The 25,005-nt window shown below is 66.4% G+C and carries 23 protein-coding genes and 1 tRNA gene; 15 read left to right on the forward strand and 9 right to left on the reverse strand.

The window, feature by feature from the left end:
* Positions 1–66 precede the first annotated feature (66 nt).
* The 4 genes from AC5RWO_RS04215 to AC5RWO_RS04230 all read left to right on the forward strand — a co-directional run bounded on the left by AC5RWO_RS04215 (position 67) and on the right by AC5RWO_RS04230 (position 5,842).
* Complete coding sequence (locus tag AC5RWO_RS04215) at positions 67–471, forward strand: phage holin family protein (protein ID WP_498729630.1); 405 nt, start codon at positions 67–69, stop codon at positions 469–471.
* A gap of 135 nt (positions 472–606) precedes the next feature.
* Positions 607–2,016, forward strand: coding sequence for an MFS transporter (locus tag AC5RWO_RS04220; protein WP_498729632.1), 1,410 nt, complete (start codon positions 607–609; stop codon positions 2,014–2,016).
* Entirely contained in the window at positions 2,016–4,202 is a 2,187-nt protein-coding gene (locus AC5RWO_RS04225; protein ID WP_498729634.1) for a molybdopterin oxidoreductase family protein, read from the forward strand. Before AC5RWO_RS04220 ends, AC5RWO_RS04225 begins: the two co-directional genes overlap by 1 nt.
* Positions 4,203–4,222: 20 nt before the next feature.
* Positions 4,223–5,842, forward strand: a complete 1,620-nt coding sequence (locus AC5RWO_RS04230) for an FAD-dependent oxidoreductase (RefSeq protein ID WP_498730084.1) — start codon at positions 4,223–4,225, stop codon at positions 5,840–5,842.
* Here AC5RWO_RS04230 and AC5RWO_RS04235 read toward each other — a convergent pair.
* Complete coding sequence (locus AC5RWO_RS04235; protein ID WP_498729635.1) at positions 5,813–7,276, reverse strand: hypothetical protein; 1,464 nt, start codon at positions 7,274–7,276, stop codon at positions 5,813–5,815. The two genes, AC5RWO_RS04230 and AC5RWO_RS04235, sit on opposite strands and share 30 nt — an antisense overlap.
* Positions 7,273–7,578 carry a hypothetical protein gene (locus AC5RWO_RS04240; protein WP_498729637.1) on the reverse strand — a complete coding sequence of 102 codons (306 nt, stop codon included), beginning with the start codon at positions 7,576–7,578 and terminating at the stop codon, positions 7,273–7,275. The genes AC5RWO_RS04235 and AC5RWO_RS04240 overlap by 4 nt, the downstream gene beginning before the upstream one ends.
* A 205-nt stretch (positions 7,579–7,783) precedes the next feature.
* On the opposite strand from AC5RWO_RS04240, the gene purB reads away from it, so the two are divergent.
* The 4 genes from purB to AC5RWO_RS04260 all read left to right on the forward strand — a co-directional run bounded on the left by purB (position 7,784) and on the right by AC5RWO_RS04260 (position 11,314).
* Entirely contained in the window at positions 7,784–9,196 is a 1,413-nt protein-coding gene (purB, locus tag AC5RWO_RS04245; RefSeq protein WP_498729638.1) for an adenylosuccinate lyase, read from the forward strand.
* A gap of 186 nt (positions 9,197–9,382) precedes the next feature.
* Positions 9,383–10,558, forward strand: coding sequence for a metallophosphoesterase family protein (locus tag AC5RWO_RS04250; RefSeq protein WP_498729640.1), 1,176 nt, complete (start codon positions 9,383–9,385; stop codon positions 10,556–10,558).
* Between the two features lie 127 nt (positions 10,559–10,685).
* Positions 10,686–10,759: transfer RNA gene (locus AC5RWO_RS04255), tRNA-Met, on the forward strand.
* Between the two features lie 117 nt (positions 10,760–10,876).
* Positions 10,877–11,314 carry an acyl-CoA thioesterase gene (locus AC5RWO_RS04260; RefSeq protein WP_498729642.1) on the forward strand — a complete coding sequence of 146 codons (438 nt, stop codon included), beginning with the start codon at positions 10,877–10,879 and terminating at the stop codon, positions 11,312–11,314.
* Positions 11,315–11,380: 66 nt separating this feature from the next.
* On the opposite strand, the gene AC5RWO_RS04265 is transcribed toward AC5RWO_RS04260, so the two are convergent.
* Entirely contained in the window at positions 11,381–11,770 is a 390-nt protein-coding gene (locus tag AC5RWO_RS04265; protein ID WP_498729643.1) for a DUF2695 domain-containing protein, read from the reverse strand.
* Between the two features lie 258 nt (positions 11,771–12,028).
* Here AC5RWO_RS04265 and AC5RWO_RS04270 point away from each other — a divergent pair, with 258 nt between their 5' ends.
* Positions 12,029–12,448 carry a hypothetical protein gene (locus AC5RWO_RS04270; RefSeq protein ID WP_498729644.1) on the forward strand — a complete coding sequence of 140 codons (420 nt, stop codon included), beginning with the start codon at positions 12,029–12,031 and terminating at the stop codon, positions 12,446–12,448.
* 15 nt (positions 12,449–12,463) lie between these two features.
* Here AC5RWO_RS04270 and AC5RWO_RS04275 read toward each other — a convergent pair whose 3' ends face one another.
* On the reverse strand, positions 12,464–13,627 hold the full coding sequence (locus AC5RWO_RS04275) for a pyridoxal phosphate-dependent aminotransferase (RefSeq protein WP_498730086.1): 1,164 nt from the start codon (positions 13,625–13,627) through the stop codon (positions 12,464–12,466).
* Between the two features lie 65 nt (positions 13,628–13,692).
* Positions 13,693–14,118, reverse strand: a complete 426-nt coding sequence (locus tag AC5RWO_RS04280; RefSeq protein ID WP_498729648.1) for a universal stress protein — start codon at positions 14,116–14,118, stop codon at positions 13,693–13,695.
* A gap of 156 nt (positions 14,119–14,274) precedes the next feature.
* Here AC5RWO_RS04280 and AC5RWO_RS04285 point away from each other — a divergent pair, with 156 nt between their 5' ends.
* Both AC5RWO_RS04285 and AC5RWO_RS04290 read left to right on the forward strand, forming a co-directional pair.
* Positions 14,275–15,453: an L-talarate/galactarate dehydratase gene (locus tag AC5RWO_RS04285; protein WP_498729649.1), complete on the forward strand. Its 1,179-nt coding sequence runs from the start codon at positions 14,275–14,277 to the stop codon at positions 15,451–15,453.
* Positions 15,454–15,493: 40 nt separating this feature from the next.
* Positions 15,494–16,216, forward strand: a complete 723-nt coding sequence (locus AC5RWO_RS04290) for a FadR/GntR family transcriptional regulator (RefSeq protein WP_498729650.1) — start codon at positions 15,494–15,496, stop codon at positions 16,214–16,216.
* 132 nt (positions 16,217–16,348) lie between these two features.
* On the opposite strand, the gene AC5RWO_RS04295 is transcribed toward AC5RWO_RS04290, so the two are convergent.
* Genes AC5RWO_RS04295 through AC5RWO_RS04310 form a run of 4 tightly spaced genes read right to left on the reverse strand, consistent with a single transcriptional unit; the run spans position 16,349 to position 19,880 of the window.
* Positions 16,349–16,750, reverse strand: a complete 402-nt coding sequence (locus tag AC5RWO_RS04295; protein WP_498729652.1) for a universal stress protein — start codon at positions 16,748–16,750, stop codon at positions 16,349–16,351.
* A complete protein-coding gene (locus tag AC5RWO_RS04300) occupies positions 16,747–18,288 on the reverse strand; it encodes a tripartite tricarboxylate transporter permease (protein ID WP_498729653.1) in 1,542 nt (513 codons plus the stop codon). The genes AC5RWO_RS04295 and AC5RWO_RS04300 overlap by 4 nt, the downstream gene beginning before the upstream one ends.
* A 9-nt stretch (positions 18,289–18,297) precedes the next feature.
* On the reverse strand, positions 18,298–18,867 hold the full coding sequence (locus tag AC5RWO_RS04305; RefSeq protein WP_498729655.1) for a tripartite tricarboxylate transporter TctB family protein: 570 nt from the start codon (positions 18,865–18,867) through the stop codon (positions 18,298–18,300).
* Positions 18,864–19,880, reverse strand: coding sequence for a Bug family tripartite tricarboxylate transporter substrate binding protein (locus tag AC5RWO_RS04310; RefSeq protein WP_498729657.1), 1,017 nt, complete (start codon positions 19,878–19,880; stop codon positions 18,864–18,866). The genes AC5RWO_RS04305 and AC5RWO_RS04310 overlap by 4 nt, the downstream gene beginning before the upstream one ends.
* A gap of 153 nt (positions 19,881–20,033) precedes the next feature.
* Here AC5RWO_RS04310 and AC5RWO_RS04315 point away from each other — a divergent pair, with 153 nt between their 5' ends.
* The 4 genes from AC5RWO_RS04315 to AC5RWO_RS04330 all read left to right on the forward strand — a co-directional run bounded on the left by AC5RWO_RS04315 (position 20,034) and on the right by AC5RWO_RS04330 (position 24,926).
* Positions 20,034–20,912 carry a LysR family transcriptional regulator gene (locus AC5RWO_RS04315; protein WP_498729659.1) on the forward strand — a complete coding sequence of 293 codons (879 nt, stop codon included), beginning with the start codon at positions 20,034–20,036 and terminating at the stop codon, positions 20,910–20,912.
* A 167-nt stretch (positions 20,913–21,079) separates the two neighbouring features.
* Positions 21,080–21,994: a 5-dehydro-4-deoxyglucarate dehydratase gene (gene kdgD, locus AC5RWO_RS04320; protein WP_498729661.1), complete on the forward strand. Its 915-nt coding sequence runs from the start codon at positions 21,080–21,082 to the stop codon at positions 21,992–21,994.
* Positions 21,995–22,004: 10 nt separating this feature from the next.
* Complete coding sequence (locus AC5RWO_RS04325) at positions 22,005–23,591, forward strand: aldehyde dehydrogenase (NADP(+)) (RefSeq protein WP_498729663.1); 1,587 nt, start codon at positions 22,005–22,007, stop codon at positions 23,589–23,591.
* Positions 23,592–23,594: 3 nt separating this feature from the next.
* Positions 23,595–24,926 carry an enolase C-terminal domain-like protein gene (locus tag AC5RWO_RS04330; RefSeq protein ID WP_498729665.1) on the forward strand — a complete coding sequence of 444 codons (1,332 nt, stop codon included), beginning with the start codon at positions 23,595–23,597 and terminating at the stop codon, positions 24,924–24,926.
* Positions 24,927–25,005 lie beyond the last annotated feature (79 nt).

Below are 25,005 nucleotides of genomic sequence, written 5' to 3' on the forward strand. Positions count from 1 at the left end.
TGCAACGAGGCGTTTGTCACGCCGGATCAGGTGCCCCCGGGATCAGCGGTATGACAGCATGAAGCCATGGGAAAGTTCATTGTGCGTGTTCTGATCAACGGCCTGGCGCTGTGGGTAGCAAGCTGGGTCCTGCCGGGCATTACCGTGGAAAGCACAGCGGCAGCGGAAGTTGCGCAGGGAAACTCAACGGCCGGCGTCGTACTTGCATTCCTCTTTATCGGGCTCATTTTCGGGCTGGTGAACGCCATTGTGCGGCCGATCGTCAGCTTCCTGTCGCTGCCGGTCACGATCCTGACGCTGGGCCTGTTCACCATCATCATCAACGCACTCATGCTGATGCTCACGGCCTGGCTCTCTTCCTACACACCGGTGAACTTTGTGGTGGACTCCTTTTTCTGGACCGCGGTGCTCGGCTCGCTGATTATCAGTCTCGTGTCCCTGATCGCCGGATCGATCACGCGGACCCGGTAGCGCGTTGCCTCACCGGCGGCCGGCAGCGCGGTGAGGCACTTTTGATCCGCCCGTAACCTCCGGCCACTGCTACCGAAACACGCCGTTCCTACAGTCTTACCAACAGGGTGAAACCGCTCCCTTTTGGAGGACTGAATGAGTGTTGACCAGATCAGGACCACCGGCGCCGCACGCGCCGGCGTCGGGGCAGATTCACGGCTGCGGATTCGTCCGGGCCGGTGGGTGGACGGCTGGAATCCGGAAGACAAGGACTTCTGGGAAACCGAAGGCCGGCCGATCGCGCGGACCAATCTGAACTGGTCCATCTTCTGCGAGTTTCTGGGCTTTGTCGTCTGGCAACTGTGGTCGATCATGGCCGTCCAACTCCCTGCGGCGGGGTTCGACTTCACTAACTCGCAGATCTTCTGGCTGATCTCGATTCCGAGCCTGGTCGGAGCTACCCTGCGGATCCCGTACACCTTCATGGTGCCGAAGTTCGGTGGCCGGAACTGGACCGTGATTTCCGCCCTGCTGCTCCTGGTCCCGTCCATCGGGCTGGCCGCGTGCGTGGCCAATCCCGGGACGCCCTTCGGCGTGATGCTGCTGATGGCGGGTCTGGCAGGCCTTGGCGGCGGCAACTTCGCCAGTTCGATGGCCAACATCACCTACTTCTACCCCGCGTCTGAAAAGGGCTACGCGCTGGGGCTGAACGCCGCCGGCGGAAACCTTGGCGCCGCCGTCGCGCAATTGGTGGTGCCCTTGGTGATCACGCTGGGCGCGGCCGCTTCGCTCAACCTCCCGCTGGGCGGACTGATCTGGGTGCCGCTGATTCTGCTGGCGGCCTGGGGTGCGCGGAAGTACATGCACAATCTCTCGCACGCGAAGGGCGATGCCGCCGGTTCCGTGGCAGCCTTGCGCGAGCCGCACCTGTGGATCATGGCGCTGCTCTACATCGGCACCTTCGGCTCCTTCATCGGTTTCTCCGGTGTCTTCCCGAAGCTCATCCACGACGTCTTCCCCGGGTTCTCTTCCTTTGCTGTGGGATCGGCGGCTCTCTCGCTGGCGTTCCTGGGTCCGCTGGTGGGATCGCTGGCCCGGCCGCTGGGAGGCAAGCTGGCGGACCGCTTCGGCGGAGCAAGGATGACGGTAGCTTCGTTCGCAGCCATGGCGTTGATTGCACTGGCGGTGGTGTGGACGCTGCCGCTGGCGAACTTCTGGCTCTTCCTGCTGCTGTTCCTGGCGCTGTTCACCGCGAGCGGCTTCGGCAACGGCGCCACCTACCGGATGATCCCGCGCATCTTCGCCATCCGCTGCCGGACCGGGACTACCCGCAGCAGCGTGGACGTTGGCAGCGAGCGCAAGGCGGCTGCGGCGCTCGGCCTGGTTTCCGCGATCGGCGCGTACGGGGGTTTCCTGATTCCGCAAGTCCTCAACGCCTCCAGTACGGCCACCGGCAGTTACACCGGCGCGTTCTACGGATTCGTGGCGGCCTATGCAGCGATGCTGGTGGTGGCCTGGTTCTGCTACCTGCGGCCCGGTTCCGAGATGGCCCGGGGCGGTGTCTGATGGCCGTGGATACTCACTGCCCCTACTGCGCGCTGCAGTGCGCAATGCGGTTGGCGCCCCATGAACCGGCGGCCGCATCCGTGGCTACCAAACCAACTTACGACGACGGCGGGAGGCCGGCTCTCCCCGCTGCCCGGACGCCGCTGGAAGCAGCCGGCCGGGACTTTCCCACGAACCGCGGAGGTTTGTGCCGGAAGGGCTGGACTTCGCCGGCGCTGCTGGATTCGCCGGAACGGCTGACCGAACCGCTGCTGCGCGGCGGCGACGGCAGCTTCCGCCCGATCGGCTGGGATGAAGCCCTCGACCTGGCGGCCGGGGCCATCCGCAGCTCCCGCTCGCTGCACGGGCCGGACTCGGTGGGGGTCTTCGGCAGCGGCGGCCTGACCAACGAAAAGGCGTACCAGCTCGGGAAGTTTGCACGGCTGGCCGTGGGCACCTCCCGAATCGACTACAACGGCCGGTTCTGCATGTCCTCCGCCGCAGCGGCGGGGAACCGGGCGTTCGGCATGGACCGGGGGCTGCCGTTTCCGCTGGCCGACCTGGATCAGGCCCACACCGTCCTGATCCTGGGCTCCAACGTCGCGGACACCATGCCGCCGTTTGTCCAGCACCTGCAGGGCGCCCGGGCTGCGGGCGGCATCATCGTGGTGGACCCACGGCGTACAGCCACCGCCGCGCTGACGGAGGCCGGCGCCGGGCTGCACCTCCAGCCGACACCGGGTACGGACCTGGCGCTCCTGCTGGGCATTGCCCACGTCGTCGTCCATGAGGGACTCGCTGACCAGTCCTTTATCCGAGACCGCACCACAGGCTTTGAGGAACTGCGTCGGAGCCTGAACCACTGGTGGCCTGCACGGGCCCAGACCGTGACCGGTGTTCCGGCGGAACTGATCCGCGAGACGGCGCACCGACTGGCATCCGGGGCACGGCTTGATGCGGCCGGACAGGCGACCGGCGGGACCTATATCCTCACGGGCCGCGGTGTTGAGCAGCATGTTGATGGCACGGACACCACCACCGCGGCCATTAACTTGAGCCTGTTGCTGGGGCTTCCGGGCAGCAGCCACAGCGGCTACGGCACGCTGACTGGGCAGGGCAACGGGCAAGGCGCCCGCGAGCACGGCCAGAAGGCCGACCAGCTGCCTGGCTACCGCAAGATCACAGATCCGGCCGCCCGGAAACATGTGGCCGGTGTCTGGGGTGTGCGGCCCGAGCAGATCCCCGGGCCCGGTGTTCCCGCCGTCGAAATGCTCCTGGGCCTTGGCCGGCCCGGCGGAGTGCGCTGCCTGCTGGTCCACGGGTCCAATGTGGCAGTTTCTGCCCCTGATACCGGTGCCGTCATCCGCGGGCTGCGCAATCTGGACTTCCTCATGGTTTCCGACTTCTTCCTGTCCGAGACCGCCGCCGAGGCGGACCTCGTGCTGCCCGTCCTGCAATGGGCGGAGGAAGAAGGGACGATGACCAACCTTGAGGGGCGTGTGCTGCGGCGCCGCCGGTCCATCGATCCGCCGGCCGGGGCACGCTCCGAGCTGTGGATCATGGCCGAACTGGCCCGGCGGCTGAACGCACCGTCGAGCTTCAGCGCTGAAGCCGCAACCGTCTTCGAGGAACTCCGGCGTGCTTCTGCCGGCGGTCCGGCCGACTATTCGGGCATCAGCTACGAGAAGCTCGACGCCGGCGCGGAGGCCTACTGGCCGTTCCCGACCGGGTCCGCGGGTACGCCGCGGCTGTTCCTGGACCGCTTTGCGCACGACGACGGCCGGGCCAAGCTGGTGCCTGTCTCGCCCACGGCACCGGCCGAAGCCCTGAACGAGCCCGGCAGCCTCATGCTGGTGACCGGCAGGCTGCTGGAGCACTACCAATCCGGCGCCCAGACGCGTCGGGTTGCCGAGCTCGCGGCTGCACAGCCCGAAGCACGCCTGCAGCTGCATCCCGTAACGGCGCAGGGCCTGGGTGTCGCCGATGGAGACCTGCTGGAAGTCATTGGCGACCGCGGCCCGGTCCGGGTCAGGGCCGATGTGACAATCGCGATCAGGCCGGATTCGGTCTTCCTGCCCTTCCATTTCCCCAAGGAGCAGTCGGCCAACATCCTCACGTCCGCGGCCACCGATCCCATTTCCGGCATGCCCGAATTCAAATCCACCCCCGTACGGGTCCGCGTGCTGGCGAAAGCAGGGGCCCTGTGAGCGGGCAGAACGTCGAGGGGATCGTCGAACGCGTTGTCATTGTCGGCTTCGGTCCGGTGGCAGTCCGCCTTGTTGACGAGATCCTCCCCGCGGTTCGCGAGGGCCGGCTGGACCTGACGGTCATCGGTGCCGAAGGTGTGGCGGCCTACAACCGTGTCCTGGTTGCCGACGTCGGTACGGGGCGAACTACCGGCGAAGCCATCGGGCTGGCCGATGCCGCCCAGCTCCGCGGCGACGGTGCCACGGTGCTGCTGGGCCGCACCGTCCGGCGGATCGACCGGGCGCGCAGGACCGTGCTGCTGGACGACGGAACACAGGAGCCCTTCGACCGGTTGGTGCTCGCCACGGGGGCGCAGGCCGTGGTCCCTACGCTGGCCGGCCTGAATCCGGACCCGGCCGCCGTTCATTTGCTGCCGCCCGGCGTGACGGCCCTGCGGGATCTGGAGGATGCGGCAAAGCTGCGTGCTGTTGTCGGTTCCTGCGGCCGGATCGTCATTCTTGGCGGCGGGATTCTCGGCATCGAAGCGGCGCTGGCCGCGGCCGAGGAAGGATCCGATGTCACCGTGGTCCATCATGGACCGCACCCGCTGGGACGCAATCTTGATCCCGGCGGCGGACGGATGCTGGCCGCCGCGCTGCACGCCAGCGGAATCCGGCTGGCATCCGATGTCCGTTCCACCGCAGTTGCTTTCCGTCCGTCCGCGGGAGGCCGCCACCAATTCCGCGCGCTGGTGCTCGAGGACGGCACCGAGATTCCCGGCGATCTTCTGCTCCTCTCCTGCGGGGTGCGGGCGAGGACCGAGCTGGCTGTCGGCTGCGGACTGGGTGTGGACAAGGGCATACTGGTGAACCACAGGCTTGAAGCCGATGTGGAAGGGCGGATATTCGCCGTCGGCGACTGCGCCCAGGTGGCGTGCGGCGATGGCGGCTGCGCAGGCTGTTCAGGCAGTAGTGCGGGACCTGCCGGTCTGATCGGCCCCGGCTGGCGCCAGGCGGAATACGTTGCCCGGCGTTTGCTGGAGCTCGTGCCACGGCGGCAGGTGGCCGTGGCAGGCGGGACAGCGGCGCAGACCCAGGCGGCGCCGCTGGCACCGGAACGGCCCGGCGTCCTGCTGCTCAAGGCGCGCGGACTAGACCTGGCCTCGGCGGGGAACATCTCCCCCGAGCTCTGGGACGCTTGGCGGCCGGAACGGGATAGTGGCGGGGATCCGCCAGGTCGCCCTCCCGTTCAGGTAGCCCAGTGGGCCGACCCGGAACATGGGCGGTACGCCAAGATGGTGACCCGGGGCGGAGTGCTCGAAGGACTCGTCTGTGTCGGCATGCCCCGGACGGCGGCCGAACTGGTGCTGTTGTATGAGCGCGGCGCCGAACTGCCGGCGGACCGTACCGCCCTGTTCCGGTTGGACGCGGTCGACCAGCAGGATGACGCGCCGGCACCAGCCGATCCGGACTCCACTTTGTGCCGCTGCAGCGGGGCAACGCTCGGCGGGGTGGAGAACGCGATAGCCGGCGGCTGCAGCAGTGTTGACGAGGTTTCCGCCTGCACCCGGGCCGGCACCGGCTGCGGCGGCTGCAAATCGCGCATTGGGGATTTGATCGAGGCGTATGCGTCAGTAGCCGTGCGGGCGGTTCCGCAATGAGTACGATGCCCGCTTATGCGGCGGCAAGGGTTCGCGGATGGGCACCTGCCGGATGAGCATGAACAGATGCCGGCTTGCCAGGCCTCCGCCTACAGCGGCGCCGAGCGCCAGTCCGGCATCTGTCACCGAGACATCCGTGCTGTCCTGCAGCAGCTGGGCTTCGGCCACGTAGTTCCCGAAGTCGTGTCCGGGGCCAAGGCCGCCGTCTTCGCCGTCGGGCGTCGCTACTTCGTTGCTCAGGGTCACGGTTACCCGGTCCCTGGTATCCGGGCTGGCACGTCCGTCCGCGCCGGGCACCCAATCCTGGACATGTTCCAGGTGCAGGCTTCTGAGTCCTTCCGGCAGATCCACGTCACCGACCGGGGAGCCGGCCGTGAGCACGTAGGAAACGTTGTGCTCGGCCAGGAATGCCTTGTCTGCGGCCATGTTCATGGCGTGGATGCCGCCTTGGCTGTAGCCGACCAGGACCACCTGGTCCGCGGCCTCCGCGCCGGCTTCCTCCAGCGCCGCCGAAACCGCTGCGGAGACATGGCGGCTGTCATAGGCGAGTGCTTCGGCTACCCCTGTCTCATCGAATGGATTGGCCGTTGCCTCCGGCCCCTGGGATTGGGTTCCCGGCAGTGAAACAACCCAGCTCTTGCCGGTGGCGGCTTCCGTTTCCAAAATCTCAATAGTTCCCGGCCCGGCAGCTGCCGCAGCCCCGGCACGCGCGAGCAGTCCTGCCGGCGTGGCGTCCAGCGGCACCGCTCCGGCCGCAGGTTCTCCTCCGGGTCCGTTTCCGGCATCGGCGCGGCGGGTTACCGAAATGGGAGCCGGCTGCAGCAGGCCCAACCCATTTGCGGTCTCGACGAGGTTTGGGACAAGACGCTCAGTAGTCGATGCCGGTCCTGAGCCAGGGTAGCGGGGATCATCCGGTGGTCCGGGTATCGGCGGCAGCGCCAGCAGGCCGCGGGTTCCGTGGTTGATCAGCCGCTCCGTGCCTCTCAGCGTAGGCCGCAGCTCGTTTCCCATCGCGCCCAGGGGCGTACTTAGCCACCAGGTTCCTTGCGCCAGGCCGTTCAGGGCACCGTTGGCGGCAGCCTCGGCCCGACCGTAGGCTTCGTTCGCCCTGGTTACCTGGTCCGCTATTTGGCGGACGTCGTCGGCCGACGCTTGAATAGCCTCCAACGCCCGCCGCACGGCCTCCTGCGCAAACACCCGCCCGGGCACCATGAAGAGGCCGCTGTCCAGGATGGTCAGCTGCAGTGCATAGATGTCGAAATAGATTCGATCCGCATCCGCGGCCACGGACCTCAGCCGGACCGCGGCGTCCTCAAGTTCTTCCCATTGGAAGGCCGCGCCGCCGATTCCGCCCGTCACACGAAAGCCGCCAAGGTCCCCGGAGCTCCCGTCCAGCCGGGCCGGGGCAGGCAACCACTCGGGATCGCCGATCATGGGCCCGGCTGGATGAGGGCGGCCGCTTCAACCGCTACGCCAAAGGCATTGACGGCCATGGCCGCCTCCCTGACTTCTGCTGCCGCGTTGTCCATCCGCAGCTGCCGTTCCACCAGGCTGCGGCGGAAGGCCTGCCCGGCCGGCGACACCCAGGCCGCCAGCTCCAGTCCCGCCAGCCGGCCGTTGAGCTCCAGCAATGCGGTCTCGCAGGCGTACAGCCGCTGCGCAGCCAGCCGCAGATCGTCGGCTCCCGTCGCGCCGGCCGCAAGCCCCGACGTCGTACTCTGCAACGAACTGGCCATCACTCTTCCTTCCCTTGCATCGACGCTAAGTCCGCGGCACAAGATGGCAGGCAGGCCAGTTCAGGTATGTGCGCAAAGGCAGCCGCGGCTGTGCTGTGGAGATCGTGTCCTCCGGCACCCAGCGGCCGCCAGCCAAGAAACCGGTGCGGTGAAAGATAGCGGACAGGTTAGGGAATCGTGCCCGACTCTTGAAAGAATGGGGCCCATGGCTGAAACTCCCCGCGTCTCCCTGGCAGACGTCACTCCTGCAATCGCCCTTGGCCCCCTTGACGGCCGTTACCGCTCCGCCGTCGCGCCGTTGGTCGACTATCTCTCCGAGGCAGCGCTGAACCGCGACCGCGTCCACGTGGAAGTCGAGTGGCTGATCCATCTCACCAGCCAGTCCGTCCTGCCGGGGGCCGGACCGCTCAGCGCGGAGCAGCAGGCCGCGCTGCGCAAGATCGTCACCGACTTCGACGGCAACTCCGTCCGCGAACTGGCCGAAATCGAGGCCGTCACGGTCCACGACGTGAAGGCCGTGGAGTACTACATCGGCCGCCGGCTGGAAGACATCGGCATCGATCACCTCAAGGCCATGGTGCATTTCGGCTGCACCTCGGAGGACATCAACAATCTCTCCTACGCCGTCGGCATCAAGGGTGCCGTGGAGCAGGCCTGGCTGCCAGCCGCCCGATCGCTCGTAGCGCAGATCAGCGACATGGCGGAGGCCAACCGGGATGTCCCAATGCTCTCGCGCACCCACGGCCAGCCGGCGACGCCCACCACGCTGGGCAAGGAACTGGCGGTCACCGCGCACCGGCTGACCCGCCAGCTCGAGCGGATCGCCCGGACCGAGTACCTGGGCAAGATCAACGGCGCCACCGGCACCTACGCCGCCCACTACGCTTCGGTGCCCGGCGCCGACTGGCAGGCCGTTTCCAAGAGTTTCGTCGAGGGTCTGGGCCTGACGTGGAACCCGCTGACCACACAGATCGAGTCGCATGACTGGCAGGCCGAGCTGTACGCGGACATTGCCCGGTTCAACCGGATTCTGCACAACGTGTGCACGGATATCTGGAGCTACATCTCGATCGGCTACTTCGCCCAGATTCCGGTGGAAGGCGCCACCGGTTCCTCCACCATGCCGCACAAGGTCAATCCCATCCGGTTCGAGAACGCCGAGGCCAACCTGGAGATCTCCAACGGCCTGCTGGACACCCTGGCCGCCACCTTGGTTACCTCCCGCTGGCAGCGCGACCTTACCGATTCCTCCTCGCAGCGCAACATCGGCGTGGCCTTCGGGCACTCGATGCTGGCCATCTCGAACGTTGCCAAGGGCCTGGAGCGGCTCGATGTGCCGGCCGATGTGCTGGCCGCGGACCTGGACCAGAACTGGGAGGTGCTCGGCGAAGCGATCCAGATGGTTATGCGCGCCGAAGCCATCGCCGGGGTCGAGGGTATGGACAACCCCTACGAACGGCTGAAGGACCTCACCCGCGGACACCGCGTGGATGCCGAACGCATGAAGGAATTCGTCTCCGGTCTGGGACTGTCCGCCGAGGCTGAAGCCCGTCTGCTGGCGCTGACCCCGGGCAGCTACACCGGGATTGCCAACCAGCTGGTGGACCATCTCAAGTAGCCCGAACCAAGCGTAAGTACGACGCCGGAGCTTAATTCCGGCGTCGTACTTCGTTGGGAAGCGCTCCACCCGCCGGCAACCTGCCGGTCATTTCCGCTGCCTAAAGTCGCAATCCCGACTTGCCCGTCCTCCTCCGGGCCGGCCACCGAGCTGCCTCTGCAGTCGGGATGCATGAAAGGCACGAAAATGAGCACCAACTCCCCCAATCTCGGACGCCGCGGACTGATCGCTGGCGGGACCGGCGCCATCCTGGCCGGCATGCTGGCCGCGGCCCCGGGCGCCAACGCCGCAGTCCCCGCCCAGCGACAAGGCAACGCGAAGATGCCGCTGGCGTTCGGTCCCGACGGCAAGTTCCGCGTGGTCCAGTTCAACGACACCCAGGATGGGCCGCGCACCGACCGGCGCACCGTCGAGTTCATGGGCAAGGTCCTCGACGCCGAGAAGCCCGGCTTCGCCTTGATCAACGGCGACGTGATCAACGGATCGCCCAAGACGGCCGAGGAAGTGCGCCAGTCCATCAACAACGTGGTGCAGCCGATGGAATCGCGCGGCATCCACTGGGCCGTCACTTTCGGCAACCACGACGAGGACTCGATGGCGAACGGCACCGGCATGACCGAGGCCAAGATGCTGGAGTTCGTCCGCGGCTACCAGCACAACGTCAACGTCCGGCCGGAGAAGGGCGTCGACGGCTCGTCCAATGCGCAGCTGCTCATCCGCTCCGCCAGCGGCAACAAGCCGGCCTTCGGCATCTGGCTGCTCGACTCCGGCCGGTATGCACCGGAGAACCTCGGCGGCCAGGACTTCGAAGGCCTGATGGGCTACGACTGGATCCGCCCCAGCCAGATCCAGTGGTACCGGGAAGCGTCCGAGGCCGCCGAAAGGCAGCACGGCAAGATCCCTTCGCTGATGTTCTTCCATATCCCGCTCTTCGAGCACCACCACATGTGGTTCGGTTCCCAGTTCAGCTCCGACGACGCCGACCACGCGGCTGCAGTGACCAAGCACAGCATCGTCGGCGTCAAGAACGAAAGCGTTTACACCGGCGCCTTCAACTCCGGTCTTTTCAGCGCCCTGCAGGAGCGCGGCGACGTCCGCGGTGTCTATGTGGGCCATGACCACATCAACACCTACTCGGGTAACTACTTTGGAATCGAACTGGGCTACGGACCCGGCACCGGCTTCGGCACTTACGGCCTTGGCGGCGCCAAGGAACACCATCTGCGCGGTGCCCGCGTGTTCGAACTCGACGAGCGCAAAGAGCAGGTCTACAGCGCGACCAGGACTGTGTTCGCGAAGGACCTCGGCATCGATATGGACCCGAAGAGCCAGCCGCTGGACGAACCGCTCCCGCTGCCGTAGACCGTTCCGGAATCAGCTTTGCGTGGCGACATGCTGCCTCACGAATCTGGCCGGCGGGCGCGGATTCGTGAGGCAGCTCACCAAATTCGTCGTTTGGGCGCTGAGGGGTCTAGAGTCATAACTACGCCGCGGGGTGGAGCAGTTCGGTAGCTCGCCGGGCTCATAACCCGGAGGTCACAGGTTCAAATCCTGTCCCCGCAACGAAAAGGAAAGGCCGTCAGTCCGCATTGCGGGTTGGCGGCCTTTCCGCTTCCACCGGTCGAAAACAACAGCGGGTTGCAGAAGTTATCCACAGCCTGCATCGGTTAGGGTCAAGTCATGAATAATGGCGACATCACCTTCCATACCCGCAAGTGGGTGCGGCCCGAAGACCTCAATGCCAACGGCACGCTCTTCGGCGGCAGCCTGCTGCGCTGGATCGACGAGGAAGCCGCCATCTACGCCATCGTCCAGCTCGGCAACGGGATGGCGGTGACCAAGTACATGTCCGAGATCAACTTTGTCAGTTCCGCCCAGCAGGGAGACCTGATCGAGATGGGGCTGACAGCCACGCATTTCGGCCGGACCTCGCTGACCATGCGGGCCGAAGTACGCAACATGTTCACCCGCCAGTCCATCCTGACCATCGAGAAAATCGTCTTCGTCAATCTCGGTGCGGACGGCTTGCCCGCGCCGCATGGCTACACCGAGATTACGTATGACCGCGACCGGGTGCCGTCCCAGCACCTGGACCGCATGCCGCCGCCTCCGCACTGACCCAGGCCCGGTTCCGGCATCAACCAACTGACGATGGCGGCACCCAGGCCATGTCCCCGGAGGCACTCACCAGCGGGGAACCGGCCGCCAGAGCGGGCACGGCTTCGTTGACCCCCAGCGCACGCTCATGCACACCGGTATGGCCTGTTCGGCCACGTCGACCAACTCGTCGATATGGAAATACAACGGGTCCACCTCGTATGCGAAGCAGAAAATCTCGCAATCGCAGTAGGCGCCCATCCGTCCCAGCCGCCCTTCCAAGACGGTGGCGCGCGGAGCTGTAATCTCACGGAACCTAGCAGTCCAGCGCAGTCCCCGGCACCCGTTTTCAAGCATGCGCCAGACGTAGCAGGCCAGGCATTCTCCAGTACTTGGCTCAGTCATCCACCGACCGACGGCGGGCCCTTCCGGCTCGATACGCCCACCACCCGCCATCGCATACCGGGCATCATCCATGGCGCTTCTGCCTTTTCATATTCCCAATGCTTCGTTGAGCGGCCGGGGACGAGACAGGGGCGCTTGCCCGAATGTGCGTCAAGAGCCGGCATCTATGGGCTGTGGAGGGAGTGTATGCGATCCGCCGCACTGGCAACAGTTCGGTGCCCAAACCGCTTCCCCGCCAACAACGTCACCAAAACGAAACCTGGCAGCACATCAAAGCTGCACCGGTTCGGGCTAGATTCAGGTGAAACGTCACAGGGAAAGGCAGGTCCGATGCGAAAGCTCATCCTGTCCGTCAGCGGAGTCCTCACGGTACTGGCATTGGCGGGGTGCAGCGGCGACCCGGAGGGCGTTGCCGCACTCGAGCAGGACGCCACGGCAGGAGATGCCCTTCCGGCCTACGTGCAGGACGCGCGGATCAACACCGCTTCCTCACGATTGTTAGGGGAAGCAGACGAAGTCTCGTTCTATGTGGCAAAGCCAGCGGTTGCGTCCGCTGCATCAGCCGTCTGCGTCATCGTGGACCGCGGTCAGGAACGGGACTGGGGATCGGGATGCTCACAAAGCGCTCCAGTCTCCCTGATGACCGGCGGCGTCGAAGCCATACTGGTGCCCGATGGTTTCAATGCCGAGAAGCTCGTGGACGAAGGCTGGGCCCAGCTGCACGCCAACCTCCTCGTGGCCGGCTTATAACTGACCCGGCGCCCTTCAGGCTTGGCTGCGGCTCTCCTGGAAGCGGATGATCCGCTCCACGGCTTCGGCCACGGCCTCCCGACCCGCAGCAAAAGAGAGCCTGACGGACCGGCGGCCGCGAACGGCGTCGAAATCGGAGCCCGGCACCAGCGCGACACCTTCCTGCTCCAGCAGCGCCCGACAATACTCGCCCGAGTCCGCGAAACCGGCCAACTGGTCCCCCAGCTCGGCGTAGAGATAGAACGCCCCGTCTGCCGGCGCGGCCGTTCCCCACTGCAGCCTGCCGAGGTTGTCCAGCAGGATCCGCCGGATCGCGGCGAACTCGGCCACGGCAGCCTTCGCCTGGCTGTAGGAATCCTCGCTGAAGGCTTCGACGGCCGCCAGTTGAGCCGGCGCAGGAGGGCACAGCGCCACATTGCCGGCGAGCGCTTCCATCGCCGGAGCCAGGTCCCGCGGCATCAGTGCCCAGCCCAGCCGCCAGCCGGTCATCCCCCAGTACTTCGAAAACGAGGAAATGACGACGCCGGTCCGGTCCAGTTCCCAGGCACACACACCTCGGGCGTCGGGAGCCTGGGGGTCGGCGGGGTAAGTGATGCCGTGGTAGATTTCGTCGCTGACCAGCCGCACCCCGCTGGCCGCACACCACTGCGTCAGCGCTGCAAGCTCCGCACGGGAGACCATCGTCCCCGTGGGGTTAGCAGGCGAGGCGAGGATCAGTCCGGCGAGCGGACCGTGGGCGGCGGCTGCGGCGTCCAGCAGAGCCGGCGTCGGCTGGTAGCGCTCGGCCGGACCGCAGTCGATCTCCACCACTTCGCAGCCCAGCGAGCTGAGGATGTTCCGGTAGGCGGGGTACCCGGGCCGGGCCAGCGCCACGCGGTCGCCCGGGTTGAAGGCGGCTAGGAACGTGAGCATGAACGCCCCCGAGGAGCCGGTGGTGATGGCCACCTCGTCGGCTTCGACTTCCAACCGGTACCAGCGGCGGTAGTGCCCCGCCACGGCTTCGCGCAGTTCGCTGATCCCCAACGCGCTGGTGTACGTCAGGGGTATGCCGGACGCGTGAACCTCCGCAGCCTTCGCGGACACTCCCCGCGGCGCCCCGCCGGAGGGTTCGCCGGCGCAAAGCGAAATCACGTCCCGTCCCGCCGCCCGCATCTGGGCGACCCGGTGCAGGATCTTCATGACTTCGAAGTGCGGAACGAGGGCGCGGTCAGCCACCTTCAGCGGGTTCAATCAGGTGCCCGCTCTCAGGAGTCGGTCTTGGCGATGTACACGTCGCAGGACGCGCGCTGCGCCACGGACGTTGCCACGCTGCCGAGCACACGTCCCAGTCCCTTCATCCCCACGTTGCCCACCACGATAAGCTGCGCGTTCACCCGCTCGGCCTCCTCGATCAGGACGTCCTGCGGCTTGCCATGCAGCGCGGCATAGCTGGCATGAAGCCCCTCCGTGGCGAGATCCTCGGCAGCCTTCTTGGCCACTTTTTCGGCCGTTGCCGAATCCGACAGGTACCACTTGTCGTTCCCGATGCGCACCACCTCGGCGTTGTCGGTCGCATGGGCGGTGACCACCCTCAGCTCCGCCGAGAGTCCGGCGGCAAGCTGCGCGGCAGTTCGGGCGGCCTTCATCGAAGTTTCGCTGCCATCCACGCCAACAATGATGATTCCTGCCATCGGGGTCTCCTCTTCGAGAATGTCATCGGGACCGCTCAGGGGCGGCTTGAAACCAACATACATGCGTTCCCGCAGTGCCTGCCGCAGAAAGCACTTGTAGTACAAGTCTGGCACTTGTACTATTTCAAGCATCGCCCACCCGATTAAAGGACCCCGATGACTGCCACCACCTTCTCCAATCCACTCGCCGCCATCTCGGGCGGTGAAGCCACCACTGACCGCATCCGGCATGTGAAGCTCTCGACGCTGACACTCCCGCTGCAGACGCCAATCAGCGATGCCAAAGTCCTGACCGGGCGACAGAAGCCGATGACCGAGATCGTGTTCCTCTTCGCCGAGATCACCACGCAGGACGGCCACCACGGCATTGGCTTCAGCTACTCCAAGCGCGCCGGCGGCCCCGCCCAGTACGCTCACGCCAAGGAGGTCGCGGACAACCTGATCGGCGAGGACCCCAATGACATCGGCCGGGTCTACCAGAAGCTGCTCTGGGCCGGCGCCTCGGTGGGCCGCAGCGGCGTCGCCACCCAGGCCATCGCCGCACTGGACATCGCGCTCTACGACCTCAAGGCCAAGCGGGCGAACCTCCCGCTGGCCAAACTGCTCGGCGCCTACCGCGATTCCGTGCAGACCTACAACACCTCCGGCGGCTTCCTGCAAGCCCCCATCGAGGAGGTCAAGGAGCGCGCCAGCGCCTCGCTGGCCGCGGGCATCGGAGGCATCAAGATCAAGGTGGGCCAGCCGGATACCAAGCTTGACCTGGCCCGCGTCACCGCCGTGCGCGAGCACCTCGGCGACGACGTGCCGCTGATGGTCGATGCCAACCAGCAGTGGGACCGGCCCACGGCCATGCGCTTCGGCCGGGTGCTGGAGCAGTTCAACCTGGTCTGGATCGAGGAACCCCTGGATGCTTACGACGCCGAAGGCCACGCCCAGCTGGCCAACGCCCTGGACACCTCGATCGCCACCGGCGAGATGCTCTCCAGCGTCACCGAGCACATCAGCTTGATCAACAACCGCAGCGTGGACATCATCCAGCCGGACGCCCCGCGGATCGGCGGGATCACGCCCTTCCTCCGCCTGGCAACCCTGGCGGACCAGGCCGGGCTCCAGCTGGCACCGCATTTCGCCATGGAGATCCACCTGCACCTGGCCGCGGCCTACCCACGCGAGCCTTGGGTGGAGCACTTCGAGTGGCTCAACCCGCTGTTCAACGAGCGGCTGGAAACCCGCGACGGCCGCATGATCGTCCCCAACCGGCCGGGCCTGGGCTTCACGCTCAGCGAGCAGGCCCATGCCTGGACCACGGACACGGTAGAGTTCGGCACGAACTAGCCCGCCCAGAACCACCCCGCCGAGAACCACAAGGACCAACATGGCCGAGCCCGCCGCCGTCGACCGCGGTTACTCCCGCAGCCTCACCCACTCCGTGGTGGAGCAGATCAGGAGCAGCATTGTCGACGGCGGCATCGGCCCGGGCGACAAGCTGCCGGCCGAAAGCGCGCTCATGGAGCAGTTCGCCGTCAGCCGCACCGTCATCCGCGAGGCGATCTCGCGGCTGCAGGCGGCCGGGCTTGTGGAAACCTACCGCGGCAAGGGCACCTATGTGCTGACCCGGCCCAGCGAGGAGTCCTTCACCGCCGGGCCGGAGCAGATCCGCACCCCCGAGGACCGGCTGCAGCTGCTCGACTTCCGGCTCGGCCTGGAGGTGGAGGCCGCGGCCCTGGCCGCGCTGCGCCGTACCCCCACCCAGCTGGCCAAGATCGGCGGCGCGCTGGCGGACTTCCGCTCCGTCCGGAACATGCCCAGCGAGGCGGTGGAGGCAGACTTCCGGTTCCACCGGGCCATTGCCGTGGCCACCAACAACCGGTTCTACGTGGATCTGCTCGCCTCGCTTGGCCCCGCAATGATCGCGATGCCCCAGACCCGACTGCTGGCGAACAACGACGACGGCGAGGAGACGCACTTCTCCCGTGTGGCCTTCGAACACGAGACGGTCTTCGACGCCATCGGCCGGCAGGACGCACAATCCGCCGCCGCCGCCATGCGCACCCATCTGGCCAACTCCCGGGCACGGTTGGCCCGCCGCCCCGACTAGCCCACTCGGCCTGGCCGCACAAGACTCGCACAAACCGGGCCGTTCCACGCTGGCCCGCAATTCTCCCAAAGCACAACGGCGGCTGCCCGCCTTTCGAATGAAAAGGCCGGCAGCCGCCGTCGTACGTGGTATTTAGAGGCCGTCCGGCGCCTTGACCGCGAGTACCGGGCGGTCCGCCTGGAGCAGGATCCGCTGGGCCTGGCTGCCCATGATGAACTTGCCCACCTGCGAGCGTCGGCGGAGGCCGATGACGATCAGGGACGCGTTGACAGCCTCTGCCACGTCCATGAACTCGTCCGTCAGGTCATCGGTGTGGCCGGGCTGGCGGACGGTGGCGGTAATGCCCGCGTCCGCGGCCCGCTGCACCAGCTCGGCAACCTGTTCGGGCGAGGCCAGTGCGGCATCCACCGGGGCTCCCTTGCGCGGAGAATTGAGGATTACCATGTCCAGCCCGCGCAGCTTGGCTTCTTCAATGCCAGCCGTCAGCGCGGCTTCGCCTTCGGGTGTGGGCAGGTAGCCGACCAGAATACTCATACTGATTCCTTTTCATTCTTCCGCGACGGATCGTCGGTGTTGGTGGCCTTTTTGGCGCGGGCTTTCTTGAACAGAGTCTGGATTAGCGGCAGGAAAATCACCATCAGGAAGACCAGCAGCAGCACGCCGGAAATAGGACGGCTGACAAAGCCAGCCGCGTCGCCGCCGAAGACCAGCAGCGAACGGCGCAGGTTCTCTTCCAGCAGGGCGCCGAGCACAAAGGCCAGCACCAGCGGCCCGGGTTCGAAGCCGAACTTCTTCATCAGGTAGCCGATTACGCCGAAGAAGATGACCAGCCAGATGTCGAAGACGCTGTTGCGGATGGTGTAGACGCCGATCAGCGTGATTAGCACTGTGATTGGGGCCAGGATGGCGGCCCGCACGCGCAAGATCTTGACGAAGACGCCCACCAGCGGGATGGACATGATCAGCAGCAGGATGTTCCCGATGTACATCGAGTTCACCACGCCCCAGAAGAGTTCCGGGTCGTTTTCCACCAGCTGCGGACCGGGCGTGACACCTTGGATCAGCAGCGCGCCAAAGATGATCGCCATGGTGGCGTTGGCGGGTATGCCCAGGGTCAGCAACGGGATGAACGACGACGTTGCCGCCGCGTTGTTGGCCGATTCCGGTGCGGCCACACCTTCAACCGCGCCGCGGCCGAAGCGCTCGGGGTTCTTGGCGCGCTTCTTCTCCATGGCGTAGGCGGCCAGCGAGGAGAGCGTGGCGCCGCCGCCGGGCAGGATGCCCAGGAAGAAGCCCAGGACGGAGCCGCGGCCGATGGCGCCGGAGGACTGCTTGAGATCCTGCCGCGAGGGCCAGACGTTGGCCACCTTCGCGGGAGCCTGCACCTTGTTGTGGCGCTGCTCCAGGTTGTAGAGGATTTCGCCGAGCCCGAAGATGCCCATGGCGATCGGTACGAAGTCTAGGCCGTCGGCCAGCGAGAGGCTGCCGAAGGTGAAGCGGGATTCGCCGGTGAAGCCGTCGCGGCCCACCGTGGCCAGCAGCAGGCCGAGGCCCGCGGCGATGACGGATTTGAGTTTGCCGCCGTTGCTGACCGTGGCCACCAGGAGGATTCCCAGCAACGCCAGGGCGGTGTATTCCGGCGGGCCGAAGTCCAGTGCGAAGCCGGCGACGATGGGGGCCAGCAGGGTCAGGCCGATGATGGAGACGGTGCCGCCGATGAAGGATCCAATGGCCGCGATGCCCAGCGCCGTTCCGGCCTTGCCCTGTCTAGCCAGCGCGTAACCGTCGAACACCGTGACAACGGCGGAGGCCTCGCCCGGCAGCCGCAGCAGCACGGAGGTGATGGTGCCGCCGTACTGCGCACCGTAGAAGATGCCGGCCAGCATGATGATCGCGGTGACCGGCTCCACGCCGTAGGTCAGGGGCAGCAGGATCGCGATGGTGGCGGCGGGGCCGAGGCCAGGCAGCACACCGATCAGCATGCCGATCATGACGCCGAGCAGGCAGTACAACAGGTTCATCGGTTCCAGCACGACGCCGAAACCGTTGATCACCGGTTCAAAAAATTCCATGAGTCTTCCCTAGAACAAATGCGGGACGGGCACGCTGAGGGCCACGACGAAGATCAGGTAGAAGGCGGCGACAACGGCGAAGCTGAGCACCGTGGACATCCGCCAGGTTTCCTTGCCCAGGAACCTCAGCCAGACGAAGGTCAGCAGCAGCGACGGGATCTCAAAACCGATGGTTCCCACAAGAAGCACGAATCCGATCAGCGTGCCGACACCGGCGAGCACGGCCCAACTGGACGAGGAGAATTTCTCCGCATCCAGCGTCTTCCGGCCAAAGACTGCGAGCGCAACGGCCAGGACAACCAGCACTACGCTGATGATGAACGGCCACATACCCGGTTCGGGCGCCTCTGGCGTCCCCAGCCCCATGGCCAGGGACAGGACAATGCCGGCCACTCCAATAACGACGACGACGGCTGCTGCCGCAATGTTCGCCAGCGGGCCTGCCGCAGGGGGCTTGTCCTCGTCCCATTCGGCCGCGATCTGCTCCGGCGTCAGGTCGTCAAGCACGGAGCCCGCCTCGGCGGCAGCACGCACGTCGCTGCCGCCGAGGTTGGAACCATCACCGGTTGGTGATGTCACTTCGTGCCTCCGAGATCAACGCCGTATTCCTCGGTGAGGGCCTTGTACTTCTCGGCGTAACCCTTCCAGTCTTCGGCCAGCTGCTCGCCATCGATCTGGGTCGGAGTGAACAGGTTCTGCTCGTTGAATTCCTTGTAGGCCTCGGATTCGAATGCCGCCGTGAAGGCTTCCTTCAGCTCGGCCAGGACCGGCTCCGGGGTGCCCTTAGGTGCGGCCACGGCGCGGTACTGGGACACCGGAACGTCGTAACCGGCCTCGATGGCGGTGGGTGTGTCCGGCAGGTACTGGTTGCGCTCTTCGGAGAACGTCACGATCGGGGTCAGTTTGCCCGCCTCGATCTGCGGCATGGCCTCGCCCAGCTGGATGGTCGCTAGGTCCACCTGGTTGCCCAGCAGTGCGGTCATGGCCGGGGAGCCGCCGTCGAACGGAACATCGGTTCCCTCGACCGCGGCCTGCTTGAACAGCAATGCTTGGGCCAGTTGGCTGCCGGTGCCGACGCCGGTGGTGGCGAAGTTGAACTTCTTGTCGGCGCTGGTGATATCTTCCATGGTCGTCAGGCCGGACTCGGCGTTGGCCACCAGAACGTAGTCGTCCTGGGAGATGCCGGTGATGACCTCGACGTCATCCAGCGAGACCGCTTCCTCTTCGCTGACGGCCAGCGGGGTGATGGTGATCAGGGAGGCGTTGAGCAGAATCAGGTTCTGGCCGTCCGGCTCCATACCCGCAACTTCCTTAGTGGCCAGGGCGCCGTTGGCACCCGGCTTGTTGACCACGGGAATGGCCACGCCCAGCGGGTCTGCGGCGTTCTCGGCCAGTGCGCGGCCGATGAGGTCGGTGCTGCCGCCCGGATCCTGGCCGATGGTCAACGTCACGGGGCCGGATGGGAACTCGCTGCCGTCTGCGGCTGCCCCCGAGTCGGCAACGTTGCCGCCGCAGGCGGTCAGACCCAAGGCAAGCGCCAGGCCCGCACTCGCGGACACGGCCGCGCGGCGGGTGAGCTTGGATGCGAACATTTAAGTCTCCTCTTAGATGGTGCAGGGTGTCGCTGCAGGCCCGTGAACGGTTGTGAGGCCCATCACCACTGCAAAGTGCTTCTGGAAGCCTAGGGACAGTTCATGATACTTGTCCAAGCCCAATAAGGCATGAAGTGATACCCTCTGTGCATCATGTACTCACTCGACCAGCTTCGCGGCTTTGTGGCCGTTGCCGAAGAACTCCACTTCGGCCGCGCCGCAGAACGCCTCAATATGACCCAGCCTCCCCTGAGCAGGCAGATCCAAAAGCTTGAGCGGGCCATCCAGGTACAGCTCTTCGAGCGGGACAACCGCCGGGTGACGCTCACGTCGGCCGGCGAGGCCTTCCTCGTCGAGGCACACAAACTGCTCGCCTTGGCGGACAGTGCCCCGGATCTTGCCCGCCGGATCTCTGCCGGCGCGGCAGGCACCATCCGCATCGGCTTCACTGCGGCCTCCACCTACGGGCTGCTGGGCGCCCTGCTGAACGAGATCGGGACGCACCTGCCGGAGATCGACGTCGAGCTTACGGAGATGGTGACGCGCGAACAGATTCCGGCCCTGGTGAAGGGTGAGATCGACATCGGCCTGGCCCGGCCGCCCTTTGATGAGGAGCTGTTCGATTCGCGGCTGCTGTACCGGGAGCCGATGGTGGCCGCCCTGCCGGCGGGACACCCGCTGGGGCGGCTCGGGCGCGCTATCACCGGGGAGGACCTGCGCAATGAAGACCTGATCATGCACTCCCCCACCCAGGCGCGCTACTTCTACGACCTGGTGGTCAGGACCCTGCCGGTGACCAACACGAACTTTGTCCATACCGTGAGCCAGATCCTGACCATGGTGCTGCTGGTGGCGGCCGGCCGCGGGATCGCGCTGGTCCCGCAGTCGGCCAGTGTGCTGGGCATCGACGGCGTGGAGTACGCACGTGTCGAGGGCTTCGGCGAAGACCCCGTGGAGCTATATGCCATTTGGCAGCGCGATGCCCGGAATCCGGCGCTGCACCGGGTGATGGACCTGATCGAGCAGGCCTGATTCATCCTCTGCGCCGCGGGCTCCGCCGTCGTAATGCAGGGAAGGTATCAAACCATACAAAAACACTCTTGGACATGCATCGAAAGTGTTTCTAGGCTGGCAGCAATGCAACCCCCCTTTCGGCGCTAAGGCAAGGACCTGGCGCCGCCGACCTAAGGACACAACACGTGGCACAGCTGAACCCGGCCGAATTGGCAACCCAGATCAAATCCGGTCTGCTCTCTTTTCCGGTAACGCACTTCGATGCGGACTTGCAGTTTGACGAGGCCCGGTACCGCGAGCACCTCGCCTGGCAGGCCGGCTACGACGTGGCGGGTCTCTTCGCCGGCGGCGGCACGGGTGAAGGCTTCTCCCTCACCATGGCGGAAATGGACCGCGTGGTCCGGGTTGCGGTGGATGAAATCGGCGGCAAGGTCCCCGTCCTGGCCTCCGCCACCGGACCGACCTTCCAGGCCATCGAGCAGGCGAAGTCTGCCGAGGCCGCCGGTGCGGACGGGCTGCTGCTGCTGCCGCCGTACCTGACCGAGGCGGACCAGGAAGGCCTGATCGAGCACGTCAGCGCCGTCTGCCGCGCCACCAACCTGGGCGTCATCGTCTACAGCCGGGCGAACGCCGTCCTGACGGACACCTCGGTGGCCATCCTGGCCGAACGCAACCCGAACCTGATCGGTTTCAAGGACGGCATCGGCAACATCGAGCAGATGACCCGGATCTACGCCAAGGTGGGCGAGCGCCTCGCCTACATCGGCGGACTGCCGACGGCGGAGACCTTCGCGCTGCCGCTGCTGCAGCTCGGCGTGAGCACGTACTCCTCGGCGATGTTCAACTTCGTGCCCGAATTCGCGCTCGGTTTCTACCAGGACGTCCGCGCCGAAAACCGCACGGCCGTCTACCAGAAGCTCAACGACTTCGTCATTCCGTACCTCGACATCCGCGACCGGGTGAAGGGCTACGGCGTGTCCATCGTCAAGGCCGGCCTGACCGCCGTGGGCCGCGACGGCGGCAAGGTCCGCCCGCCGCTGCAGGACCTCACCGAGTCCGACCTGCACGAACTGACCACCCTGATCAACAAAATCAGCTAGGAGATTGCCCGTGCCCATTACAGGAAATTCCATCATCGCCGGCACCCCGGTCAACGGGACCGACGGCGAGGTCAATGCCATCAATCCGGCCACCGGCGAAAAGCTTGAGCCTGCCTTCGGCATGGTCAGCGTGGCGCAGCTCGAAGACGCCACCAAAGCAGCCGAAGCAGCCTTCGACACCTACCGCGCCACCTCCCCCGAGGTGCGCGCAGCGTTCCTTGAGCGCATCGCCGACAACATCGAAGCCATCGGCGCCGAGCTGACCGAACGCGGCACGGCCGAAACCGGCCTGCCCGCCGGCCGGCTGGAAGGCGAACGCGGCCGTACCATCGGCCAACTGCGGATGTTCGCCGCCGTCGTCCGTCAGGGCGACCACCTGCAGGTCCGCATCGATCCGGCGCAGCCGGACCGCAAACCGGCGGCCCGCCTGGACATCCGCCAGCGCCACATTCCGCTGGGCCCGGTGGCCGTGTTCGGCGCCAGCAACTTCCCGCTGGCGTTCTCCACCGCCGGCGGGGACACCGCCTCCGCCCTGGCCGCCGGCTGCCCGGTGATCGTCAAGGCGCACAACGCCCACCCGGGCACCGCCGAGCTGGTGGGCCAGGCCGTGGCGAAGGCTGTCAAGGACAGCGACCTGCCCGACGGCGTCTTCTCGCTGCTCTTCGGTGCCGGCCGCTCGGTCGGCCAGGCGCTCGTGGCGGATCCGCGCATCAAGGCCGTGGGCTTCACCGGCTCGCAGGCCGGCGGCATCGCCTTGATGAAGACCGCAGCGGCGCGGCCGGAGCCGATCCCGGTGTACGCCGAGATGTCCTCCATCAACCCCGTGTTTGTCCTGCCCGGCGCCATCGCCGACGATGCGGCCGCGCTGGCCGGCGACTTCGTCGGATCACTGACCATGGGGGCAGGCCAGTTCTGCACCAACCCCGGGCTGGTCTTTGTCCCCGAAGGCAAAACCGGCGACGCCTTCATCAACGCCGCAGCCGGCTCGCTGCGTTCCTGCGCGGGCCAGACCATGCTCACGCCGGGCATCGCCGGCGCCTGGGAAGAAGGCGTGAAGGAACTGGCAGCGGCCGACGGCGTGGAGCAGGTCGCCGAGGGCACTCCGGGCGCCACCGAGAACGCCCCGGCACCGCGGCTGTTCAGCACCACTGCGGAGAACTTCGCGGCCTCCCCGCGGCTGCAGGAGGAAGTCTTCGGCGCAGCCGGGCTCTTCGTGCGCTACTCGGACGCGGCCGAACTCGCCACCGCCACCGAGAACCTCCAGGGGCAGCTCACCGCGACCGTCCATTACGCACCGGGCGACGAGGCAGCGGCCCGCGAGCTGCTCCCCGTACTGGAGCGCAGGGTCGGCCGCATCCTCTTCAACGGCTGGCCCACCGGCGTCGAAGTTGGACATGCCATGGTCCACGGCGGGCCGTTCCCGGCAACGTCCGACTCACGGTCCACCTCCGTAGGCAGCCTGGCCATCCACCGCTTCCAGCGCCCGGTCAGCTACCAGAACGTTCCGGCCGAACTCCTGCCGGAACCGCTGCAGGTCAACAACCCGTGGAAACTGAACCGCCGCCTCGACGGCAGCGTAGAAACCCCGAAGGACTAGCGCATGGCAAGCAACACCCCCACGATCGTCTCGGTCGAAGCCGTCCCGGTTGCCGGCCACGACAGCATGCTGCTGAACCTCAGCGGTGCCCACGGCCCGTTCTTCACGCGGAACATCGCCATCATCACCGACAGCAACGGCAATACCGGCTTAGGTGAAGTGCCCGGCGGCGAAGCCATCCGCAGCACGATCGAGGAAGCCGGCAGCATCCTCGTCGGCCAGCCAGTCTCCCTGTACCGGCAGCTCCTGCGCAAGGTCTCCGTCACTTTCGCCGACCGGGATGCGGGTGGACGCGGCGCCCAGACCTTCGATCTGAGGACCACCATCCACGCCGTCACCGCATTGGAATCCGGGCTGCTGGACCTGATGGGTCAGCACCTGGGCGTGCCGGTGGCCGAGCTCCTCGGCGAAGGCCAGCAGCGGGACAAGGTCCAGATGCTTGGCTACCTGTTCTACGTTGCGGACCGCAAGAAGACCGACCTGCCGTATCTGGCCGAGGACAACCCTGCCGACGATTGGGAACGGCTGCGCCGCGAGGAGGCCATGACGCCGGAGGCGATTGTTGCCCTGGCCGAAGCCGCCCAGCAGCGCTACGGGTTCCAGGACTTCAAGCTCAAGGGCGGCGTACTCTCGGGCAAGGAAGAGGTCGCCGCGGTGACCGCGCTGGCCAAGCGTTTCCCGGAAGCCCGGATCACGCTTGATCCCAACGGCGGCTGGCTGATGCAGGAAGCCATCGAGCTCTGCAGCGGGCTGGGCAACGTCCTGGCTTACGCCGAGGATCCGTGTGGCCCGGAGGGCACGTACTCCGGCCGCGAGACCATGGCGGAGTTCCGGCGAGCCACCGGCCTGCCGACGGCCACCAACATGATTGCCACGGACTGGCGGCAGATGGCCCACGCCATCCGGACCAACGCCGTCGATATTCCGCTGGCGGACCCGCATTTCTGGACCATGCAGGGCTCGGTCCGGGTGGCGCAGCTGTGCAACGACTTCGGCCTCACTTGGGGTTCGCACTCGAACAACCACTTCGACATCTCGCTGGCCATGTTTACCCAGGTCGGCGCTGCGGCACCGGGCAAGATCACTGCGTTGGACACGCACTGGATCTGGCAGGACGGCCAGGGGTTGACCACGGACCCGCTGCAGATCAAGGGCGGCTACATCGAGGTTCCGGCGCGTCCGGGCCTCGGCGTCGAGCTGGACCGGCAGGCGCTCGAGGCCGCGCACCAGCTCTACCTCGAACACGGGCTCGGCGCACGCGACGACGCCGCCGCCATGCAGTATCTGGTGCCTGGCTGGGAGTTCAATCCGAAGCGGCCGGCGCTGGTGCGCTAGGCAACCTGGTCCACTAGTAAAGTCGAAGGGTCCGGCCCCGCTGTCCCAGGCGGCGGGGCCGGACCCTTTTTGCCTGAAA

It is taken from the genome of Arthrobacter sp. B055-34 (genome assembly GCF_059090425.1).

Bases quoted from the DNA above. Each gene is read 5' to 3' on its own strand.
- AC5RWO_RS04215 (WP_498729630.1), top strand. From the start codon at position 67: ATGGGAAAGTTCATTGTGCGTGTTCTGATCAACGGCCTGGCGCTGTGG.
- AC5RWO_RS04220 (WP_498729632.1), top strand. From the start codon at position 607: ATGAGTGTTGACCAGATCAGGACCACCGGCGCCGCACGCGCCGGCGTC.
- AC5RWO_RS04225 (WP_498729634.1), top strand. From the start codon at position 2,016: ATGGCCGTGGATACTCACTGCCCCTACTGCGCGCTGCAGTGCGCAATG.
- AC5RWO_RS04235 (WP_498729635.1), bottom strand. From the start codon at position 7,276: ATGATCGGCGATCCCGAGTGGTTGCCTGCCCCGGCCCGGCTGGACGGG.
- AC5RWO_RS04240 (WP_498729637.1), bottom strand. From the start codon at position 7,578: ATGGCCAGTTCGTTGCAGAGTACGACGTCGGGGCTTGCGGCCGGCGCG.
- purB (WP_498729638.1), top strand. From the start codon at position 7,784: ATGGCTGAAACTCCCCGCGTCTCCCTGGCAGACGTCACTCCTGCAATC.
- AC5RWO_RS04250 (WP_498729640.1), top strand. From the start codon at position 9,383: ATGAGCACCAACTCCCCCAATCTCGGACGCCGCGGACTGATCGCTGGC.
- AC5RWO_RS04260 (WP_498729642.1), top strand. From the start codon at position 10,877: ATGAATAATGGCGACATCACCTTCCATACCCGCAAGTGGGTGCGGCCC.
- AC5RWO_RS04265 (WP_498729643.1), bottom strand. From the start codon at position 11,770: ATGGATGATGCCCGGTATGCGATGGCGGGTGGTGGGCGTATCGAGCCG.
- AC5RWO_RS04270 (WP_498729644.1), top strand. From the start codon at position 12,029: ATGCGAAAGCTCATCCTGTCCGTCAGCGGAGTCCTCACGGTACTGGCA.
- AC5RWO_RS04275 (WP_498730086.1), bottom strand. From the start codon at position 13,627: ATGAAGATCCTGCACCGGGTCGCCCAGATGCGGGCGGCGGGACGGGAC.
- AC5RWO_RS04280 (WP_498729648.1), bottom strand. From the start codon at position 14,118: ATGGCAGGAATCATCATTGTTGGCGTGGATGGCAGCGAAACTTCGATG.
- AC5RWO_RS04285 (WP_498729649.1), top strand. From the start codon at position 14,275: ATGACTGCCACCACCTTCTCCAATCCACTCGCCGCCATCTCGGGCGGT.
- AC5RWO_RS04290 (WP_498729650.1), top strand. From the start codon at position 15,494: ATGGCCGAGCCCGCCGCCGTCGACCGCGGTTACTCCCGCAGCCTCACC.
- AC5RWO_RS04295 (WP_498729652.1), bottom strand. From the start codon at position 16,750: ATGAGTATTCTGGTCGGCTACCTGCCCACACCCGAAGGCGAAGCCGCG.
- AC5RWO_RS04300 (WP_498729653.1), bottom strand. From the start codon at position 18,288: ATGGAATTTTTTGAACCGGTGATCAACGGTTTCGGCGTCGTGCTGGAA.
- AC5RWO_RS04310 (WP_498729657.1), bottom strand. From the start codon at position 19,880: ATGTTCGCATCCAAGCTCACCCGCCGCGCGGCCGTGTCCGCGAGTGCG.
- AC5RWO_RS04315 (WP_498729659.1), top strand. From the start codon at position 20,034: ATGTACTCACTCGACCAGCTTCGCGGCTTTGTGGCCGTTGCCGAAGAA.
- AC5RWO_RS04330 (WP_498729665.1), top strand. From the start codon at position 23,595: ATGGCAAGCAACACCCCCACGATCGTCTCGGTCGAAGCCGTCCCGGTT.